This window comes from uncultured Hymenobacter sp. (genome assembly GCF_964243305.1).
Taxonomy (GTDB): domain Bacteria; phylum Bacteroidota; class Bacteroidia; order Cytophagales; family Hymenobacteraceae; genus Hymenobacter.
Map to the genome: position 1 here is coordinate 1 of NZ_CAXTEF010000060.1, position 7,577 is coordinate 7,577.

Below are 7,577 nucleotides of genomic sequence, written 5' to 3' on the forward strand. Positions count from 1 at the left end.
CTGGTGGGGCTGCGCTTCAACACCATCGGCGTGAGCGACGGCATCACCAACGGCACGCCGGGGATGCGCTACTCACTGGTTTCCAGAGAGATAATTGCTGATTCCATTGAGGCGATGGCCGGCGCCCACAACTACGACGCGCTGGCCTGCGTGGTGGGCTGCGACAAGAATATGCCCGGCGCGCTCATTGCCCTGGCCCGCCTCAACCGGCCGGGGCTGCTCGTGTACGGCGGCACCATCAAGGGCGGCAGCTACCGGGGGCAGCAGCTCAACATCGTTTCGTGTTTCGAGGCCTACGGGCAGAAGCTGCGCGGCCAGCTTTCCGAGGAAGACTACCGCGGCATTATTAATAATGCCTGTCCGGGGCCGGGCGCCTGCGGCGGCATGTACACGGCCAACACGATGGCCGCCGCCATCGAGACGCTGGGCTTATCGGTGCCGTTTTCGGCCTCGGCCACGGCCGTCAGCGCCCACAAAATGCAGGAGTGCCTCGACACCGGCCGCTATCTGCGCCGGCTGTTGGAGCGCGATATCAAGCCCCGCGACATCCTGGTGCGTGAGGCCTTCGAGAATGCGATGGTCGTGACCACCGTGCTCGGCGGCTCCACCAACGCCGTGATTCACCTGCTCGCCATTGCCGACGCAGCCGGCGTGCGGCTGACCTTGGCCGACTTCCAGGCCATCAGCGACCGGGTGCCGGTGCTGGCCGACTTAAAGCCCAGCGGCAAGTATTTGATGGAAGACCTCTCGGCGCTGGGCGGCGTGCCGGCCGTGCTCAAAACCTTGCTCAACGAAGGCCTGATTACCGGCGACACCCTCACCGTGACCGGCCAGACGCTGGCCGAAAACCTGGCCGATATTCAGCCTTTAGGCAGTGAGCAGGACCTATTGTGCCCCAGTTCCCGCCCGCTCAAAGCCGACGGCCACATTCAGATTCTGTACGGCAACCTGGCTCCGGAAGGCGCCGTGGCCAAGATTTCGGGCAAGGAAGGCGAGCAGTTTGCCGGTCCGGCCATCGTGTTTGATTCGGAGGAAGCGGTGAACGACGGCTTGGCGCAAGGCCTGGTACTCGCCGGCCAAGTGGTCGTCATCCGCTACGTGGGGCCGAAGGGCGGGCCGGGGATGCCTGAGATGCTCAAGCCCACGTCGGCCATCATGGGCGCCGGGCTGGGCGATAAAGTGGCCCTGCTCACCGACGGCCGCTTTTCGGGCGGCACCCACGGCTTCGTCATCGGCCACGTCTGCCCCGAAGCCTACGACGGCGGCCCCATCGCGTTAGTCGAAAACGGCGACTGGATAGTCCTCGACGCCAACGCCAACACGATAGACGTGCGCGTGGATGCTGCCGAGCTGCGAGCCCGCCGCGAAAAGTGGCGCCCGCCCACCCCAAATGCCGCGCGCGGCGTGCTGCGCAAGTACATCCGCACCGTAGGGAATGCCAGCACGGGGTGTATAACCGATCAGTAGGGTGCGGACTTGTCCCCACCCGGCGTTCGCGCCAGTGGATTATTACAACGATTTTATTCAACGACGGGCGGGGGCAAGCCCCGCACCCTACCCCCACTATGAGCCCGCAAGCCCAACCCACTCTCCTCGAAGCTCCCGCCGCCGAAGCGCCCGAAATATCCGGCGCCGAAATCCTGCTGCGCGGGCTGCTGGCCGAAGGCGTCGACACTATTTTCGGCTATCCGGGCGGGGCGATTCTGCCCATTTACGACGCGCTGTATGACTTCAAGGAGCAGCTTAACCACGTGCTGGTGCGCCACGAGCAGGGCGGCATTCATGCGGGGCAGGGCTATGCGCGGGCTTCGGGCAAAGTGGGGGTAGTGTTTGCCACGAGCGGGCCGGGGGCCACGAATCTGGTCACGGGCCTGGCCGATGCGCAGATTGACTCCACGCCGCTGGTTTGCATCACGGGGCAGGTGTATGCGCACCTGCTGGGCTCCGACGCGTTTCAGGAAATCGATGTGATTAACATCACGGCGCCGGTCACGAAGTGGAACTACCAGGTAACCGAAGCCCGCGAGATTCCCGGCATTCTGGCCAAGGCGTTCTACCTGGCCCGCAGCGGGCGGCCCGGCCCGGTGCTGATTGACATCACCAAAAACGCCCAGCTCGACAAAGTTGCTTTTGCCGGCTACGCGCCCTGCGCGCATATTCGCAGCTACCGGCCGGCGCCGGTCGTGCGGCCGGCCGCCGTGGCCGAGGCCGCCGCGCTCATCAACCAGGCCCGGCGCCCGCTCGTGCTCTGGGGGCAGGGCGTGGTGCTGGGCGGCGCCGAGCGGGAGTTTCAAGCCTTCATCGAGAAAAGCGGCATCCCGGCGGCCTGGACCATCCTCGGCGCCGGCGTGCTGCCCACGGAGCACCCGCTGAACGTGGGGATGCTCGGGATGCACGGCAACTACGGCCCCAACGTCCTTACCAACGAGTGCGACGTGCTGATTGCCATCGGGATGCGCTTCGACGACCGCGTGACCGGCCGCCTTGACAAGTACGCCCGGCAGGCGCAGGTAATTCACCTCGACATAGACCCCACGGAAATCGACAAGAACGTGAAGGCCACGGTGCCCGTGTGGGGCGACTGCAAGCAAACCCTACCCCTGCTCACGCGCCTCGTGGCCGAGCGCACGCACCTGGCCTGGCGCCAGCGCTTCGCCGGCTACCACGCCGAGGAAGTGGACGCCGTTATCCGCGAAGCCCTGTTTCCAACCTCGGCCGAGCTGAGTATGAGCGAAGTCATGCAGCAACTCAATGAGTTGACCCAGGGCGAGGCCATCTTGGTCTCGGATGTGGGCCAGCACCAGATGGTTGCCTGCCGCTACGGCCGCCTCAAGCAGTCGCGCCACCACATCACCAGCGGCGGGCTCGGCACGATGGGTTTCGCGCTGCCGGCCGCCATCGGGGCCAAGTTTGGGCGGCCCGAGCGCACGGTGGTGGCCATCATCGGCGATGGCGGCGTGCAGATGACGATTCAGGAGCTGGGCACGCTCATGCAAACCGGCATCGCCGTCAAAATCATCGTCCTCAACAACCAGTTTCTGGGCATGGTGCGGCAGTGGCAGGAGCTGTTCAGCGAACGACGCTACTCCTTTGTCGACATCCAAAGTCCTGACTACGTAGCCGTAGCCCGCGGCTACCGCATTGCTGGCCAGCGCGTGGCTGACCGCGCCGAGTTGGGCCCCGCGCTGCAAGCCATGCTGGCGCACCCCGGCTCCTTTCTGCTGGAAGTGATGGTGGCGCAGGAGCAGAACATCTTCCCGATGGTGCCGCAGGGGTGCAGCGTGAGTGACATCCGGCTGCGGTGAGGGGGTAGGGAAGAGCTGTAGAGGCGCAATATTTTGCGCCTCGTCGTTGCACGACCGGGGCGGTGCAGCAATAACAACATCAGCAACGACGAGGCGCAAAATATTGCGCCTCTACAACCGCAGAAAACCCATGAATCCCTACCCCCCCGCCCGCCAGGAATACAACATCACGGCTTACACCGAGAACCACATCGGGCTGCTGAACCGCATTGCCATCATTTTCTCGCGCCGCAAAATCAACATCGAGAGCCTGAACACCTCGCCATCGGAGATTGAGGGTATTCACCGCTTCAACATCGTCATCACTGAAACCGAGGATGTGGTCGGCAAGATCTGCCGGCAGATGGAAAAGCAGGTCGAGGTGCTCAAAGTGTATTTCAACAGCAACGAGGAAGTTATCTGGCAGGAAATGGCCCTCTACAAAGTGCCGACCGACGTTATCGCCGAGCGGGCCCTCGTGGAGCGGCTGCTGCGCGAAAATGGCGCCCGCGCCGTGGTCATCCGCAAGGATTATACGGTGTTCGAGACCACCGGCCACCGCCAGGAAACCGACGCTTTGCTGCGGGCGCTAGAGCCGTTCGGCCTCATTGAATTTGTGCGCAGCGCCCGCATTGCCATCATTAAGGCCAGCGACGGTTTCAGCCGCCAGCTCCGCGAGTTTGAGCAGGCCAAGCCTGGTACGGAAGTCGTTGAAAATGAATACCTAAACGACCGCGACGGCGTCTTTGCGATGTAACGAAGTAGCATGGACTCTGCGAGTCCGCGCGTTGAACAGCCTGACAATCTTATCCATCACCCGCGCGGACTCGCAGAGTCCACGCTACAACCCCAACCCCAGCATGGCCCAAATCAATTTTGGCGGCGTCGATGAAAACGTAGTTACCCGCGACGAATTTCCCCTGGAAAAAGCACTCGCCGTGCTGAAAGACGACACCATTGCCATCATCGGCTACGGTGTGCAGGGGCCTGGTCAGGCCCTGAACATGCGCGACAACGGCTTCCGCGTCATCGTGGGGCAGCGCCGGGGCACGGCCTCGTGGGAGCGGGCCTTGCGCGATGGCTGGGTAGAAGGCGAGACGCTGTTTTCGCTCGAAGAAGCGGCTGCGCGCGGCACCATCGTTTGCAACCTGCTTTCGGATGCGGGCCAGATTGCGCTCTGGCCCATGCTCCGGGAGCGCCTCACGCCGGGCAAAACGCTGTATTTCTCGCACGGCTTCGGCATCACGTTTAATGACCAGACCAACATCATTCCGCCCGTCGGCGTGGACGTGATTCTGGTGGCGCCCAAGGGCAGCGGCACCAGCCTGCGGCGCCTGTTTCTGACCGGCGGCGGGCTGAATTCGTCGTTCGCCGTGTTCCAGGACGCGACCGGGCGCGCTTATGAAAAGGCCCTGGCGATGGGCATTGGGGTAGGGTCGGGCTATTTGTTTGAGACGGATTTTAAGAAGGAAGTGTACTCCGACCTCACCGGCGAGCGGGGCGTGCTGATGGGCGCGCTGGCCGGCATCATCGAAGCCCAGTACCAGGTGCTGCGCCAGCGCGGGCACTCGCCCTCCGAGGCCTTCAACGAAACCGTGGAAGAACTGACCCAGAGCCTGGTGCCGCTGGTGGGCGAAAATGGCATGGACTGGATGTTCGCCAATTGCTCGGTCACGGCCCAGCGCGGCGCGCTGGACTGGAAAGGCCGCTTCCGCGAAGCCACCCTGCCGGTGCTCAACGAGCTGTACGACAGCGTGGCCTCGGGCCAGGAAGCCGCCCGCACCATTGAGCGCGGCTCGACGCCCAACTACCGCCAGGAACTGGACGCCGAGCTGAAGGAAGTGCGCGACTCGGAGTTGTGGCAAACCGGCGCCACGGTGCGCCAGCTGCGCTCCAAAGCCGCTGTGCCCGCCGACGCGCTGGCGCTGGCCGAGCAGGAGAAATAACGGCTGAAGCACTGCCAACCGCTCTTCTGATAAGGCTTCCCTCCCGCCGGGAGAGGGAAGTCTTATTGCGTTTCCTACCCCCCTTCTCGCGCCCAAAGCCCATCATCCTTACAAGCGCCTATGCACAGCAAATCGGGTGGCAAGAATAAGCGGACTACCCAGTTGGCTATTGTATTTTATGTTCTAATAAATGGTTGTTAATTAGCAAATTGCAAATAATTTATTCTCGTTTAGAAATAGTAAGCCGCAACGAAATTTATTTCTCCTTAGAAAAGAATGCAGTGTACTTGCGGGCAGTATCAAGCGCCCCGCGCCGTTCCTCTCATGGCAAGTCAGAAAATACAAATCTTCGATACCACCCTGCGCGACGGCGAGCAGGTGCCGGGCTGCAAGCTGAACCGCGACGAAAAGCTGGTCATTGCCCGGCAGCTGGAGCAGCTCGGCGTCGACGTGATTGAGGCGGGCTTTCCCGTGTCGAGCCCCGGCGATTTCGGGGCGGTGCAGGCCATTGCGGCCCAAACCCGCGAGGCGACGGTCTGCGGGCTGTCGCGAGCCGTGGAAAACGACATCCGCGTGGCGGCCGAGGCCCTGAAACCGGCGCGCTACCCCCGCATCCACACCGGCATCGGCACGTCCGACTCCCACATTCGCTACAAGCTGTGCAGCACGCCCGACGACGTGCTGGCCCGCGCCGTGGCCGCCGTGAAGCTGGCCAAGTCCTTCGTCGAGGACGTGGAGTTCTACGCCGAGGATGCCGGCCGCACCGACAACGGATTCCTCGCCCGCGTGTGCGAAGCGGCCATCCGGGCCGGCGCCACGGTGCTCAACATCCCCGACACGACCGGCTACTGCCTGCCCGCCGAGTACGGCGCCAAAATCAAGTACCTGACGGAAAATGTGACCGGCATTCACAAGGTCTGCCTTTCCACGCACTGCCACAACGACCTGGGCATGGCTACGGCCAACTCCATTGCCGGCGTGCTCAACGGTGCCCGGCAGATTGAGTGCACCATCAATGGGGTCGGCGAGCGGGCCGGCAACACGGCTCTGGAAGAAGTGGTGATGGTCCTGCGTCAACACCCTTATTTGCAGCTCGACACCGGCATCACCACGCCGCTGCTGGCCGAAACCTCGGCCCTGGTCGCGCACCTGATGAGTATGCCGGTGCAGGCCAACAAGGCCGTGGTCGGCGCCAATGCGTTTTCGCACTCCAGCGGCATCCACCAGGACGGCGTCATCAAGCACCGCGAAACCTACGAAATCATGAACCCGCGCGACGTGGGCGTGGCCGACTCGTCCATCGTGCTCACCGCCCGCTCGGGCCGCGCCGCGCTGGCCTACCGCCTCCAGAAAATCGGCTACGACTTCGACCGCCAAGCCCTGAACAAGGCCTACGCCTCGTTTTTGCAATTAGCTGACCGCCAGAAGGAAGTAGTCGACCACGACCTGCACGCGCTGGTGGAGCAGGAGCAGTTGGTGAGCGCCGGCTGAAAGAGTAATTAAAAAACGCAAGAAGGCCGTCATGCAGAACGCAGCGCAGCGGAGTGAAGCATCTCGCCTGCGGCACTAATCCAATTGTAAGGCGGTCATGCTGAGCTTGTCAAAGCATCTTAGCTGGATGTGAGGGCGTAGGGAACTGTTGATTGCCACTGATTACTACCCAAAGCGAGATGCTTCGCCTCCGCTGCGCTGCGCTCAGCATGACATTCAAATTATTTCATTAGCCTATTCAGTCTCTAATGCCCTCATCCTTATTCGATAAAATCTGGGAGTCGCACGTGGTAAAGGCCATTCCCGGCGGGCTGGAGGTGTTTTACATCGACCGGCACCTGATTCACGAAGTCACCAGCCCGCAGGCGTTTGATGAGCTGCGCGGGCGCGGCCTACCCCTACTGCGCCCCGGCCAGATAGTGGCCACGGCCGACCACAACGTGCCCACCCGCAACCAGCACCTGCCCATTCAGGACCCCATTTCCCGTTCGCAGGTCGATAAGCTGACCGAGAACTGCGCCAGCTTTGGCGTCGAGCTGTTCGGGTTGGGGCACGAAAACCAGGGCATCGTGCACGTCATCGGGCCGGAGCTGGGGCTGACCCAGCCGGGCATGACCATCGTGTGCGGCGACAGCCACACGTCCACGCACGGCGCGTTCGGGGCCGTTGCCTTCGGCATCGGCACCAGCCAGGTGACGCAGGTGATGGCCACGCAGTGCCTGCTGCTGAGCCGGCCCAAGCGGATGCGCATTACCGTGGACGGCGAGTTGCGGCCCGGCGTGACGGCCAAAGACCTGATTCTGCACGTTATCGCGCAGCTCGGCACGGGCGGGGCCACGGGCTACTTCGTGGAGTA

The 7,577-nt window shown here is 63.0% G+C and carries 6 protein-coding genes; all 6 read left to right on the forward strand.

Annotated elements, in window-relative coordinates:
• A partial coding sequence (gene ilvD / locus ACFE70_RS19385; protein WP_375419437.1) for a dihydroxy-acid dehydratase occupies positions 1–1,467 on the forward strand: 1,467 nt, incomplete at its 5' end.
• 98 nt (positions 1,468–1,565) lie between these two features.
• Positions 1,566–3,305 carry a biosynthetic-type acetolactate synthase large subunit gene (gene ilvB, locus ACFE70_RS19390; RefSeq protein WP_375419438.1) on the forward strand — a complete coding sequence of 580 codons (1,740 nt, stop codon included), beginning with the start codon at positions 1,566–1,568 and terminating at the stop codon, positions 3,303–3,305.
• A 130-nt stretch (positions 3,306–3,435) separates the two neighbouring features.
• Positions 3,436–4,041 carry an acetolactate synthase small subunit gene (gene ilvN / locus ACFE70_RS19395; RefSeq protein ID WP_375419439.1) on the forward strand — a complete coding sequence of 202 codons (606 nt, stop codon included), beginning with the start codon at positions 3,436–3,438 and terminating at the stop codon, positions 4,039–4,041.
• A gap of 103 nt (positions 4,042–4,144) precedes the next feature.
• A complete protein-coding gene (ilvC, locus tag ACFE70_RS19400) occupies positions 4,145–5,230 on the forward strand; it encodes a ketol-acid reductoisomerase (protein WP_375419440.1) in 1,086 nt (361 codons plus the stop codon).
• Positions 5,231–5,554: 324 nt separating this feature from the next.
• A complete protein-coding gene (locus ACFE70_RS19405) occupies positions 5,555–6,721 on the forward strand; it encodes a 2-isopropylmalate synthase (protein ID WP_375419441.1) in 1,167 nt (388 codons plus the stop codon).
• Positions 6,722–6,969: 248 nt separating this feature from the next.
• On the forward strand, positions 6,970–7,577 hold a 608-nt coding region (locus ACFE70_RS19410; protein WP_375419442.1), incomplete at its 3' end, for an aconitase family protein.

What these genes read in the sequence shown, in the direction of transcription:
- ilvC (WP_375419440.1), top strand. Translation starts at nt 4,145, where the DNA reads ATGGCCCAAATCAATTTTGGCGGCGTCGATGAAAACGTAGTTACCCGC.
- ilvN (WP_375419439.1), top strand. Translation starts at nt 3,436, where the DNA reads ATGAATCCCTACCCCCCCGCCCGCCAGGAATACAACATCACGGCTTAC.
- ACFE70_RS19405 (WP_375419441.1), top strand. Translation starts at nt 5,555, where the DNA reads ATGGCAAGTCAGAAAATACAAATCTTCGATACCACCCTGCGCGACGGC.
- ilvB (WP_375419438.1), top strand. Translation starts at nt 1,566, where the DNA reads ATGAGCCCGCAAGCCCAACCCACTCTCCTCGAAGCTCCCGCCGCCGAA.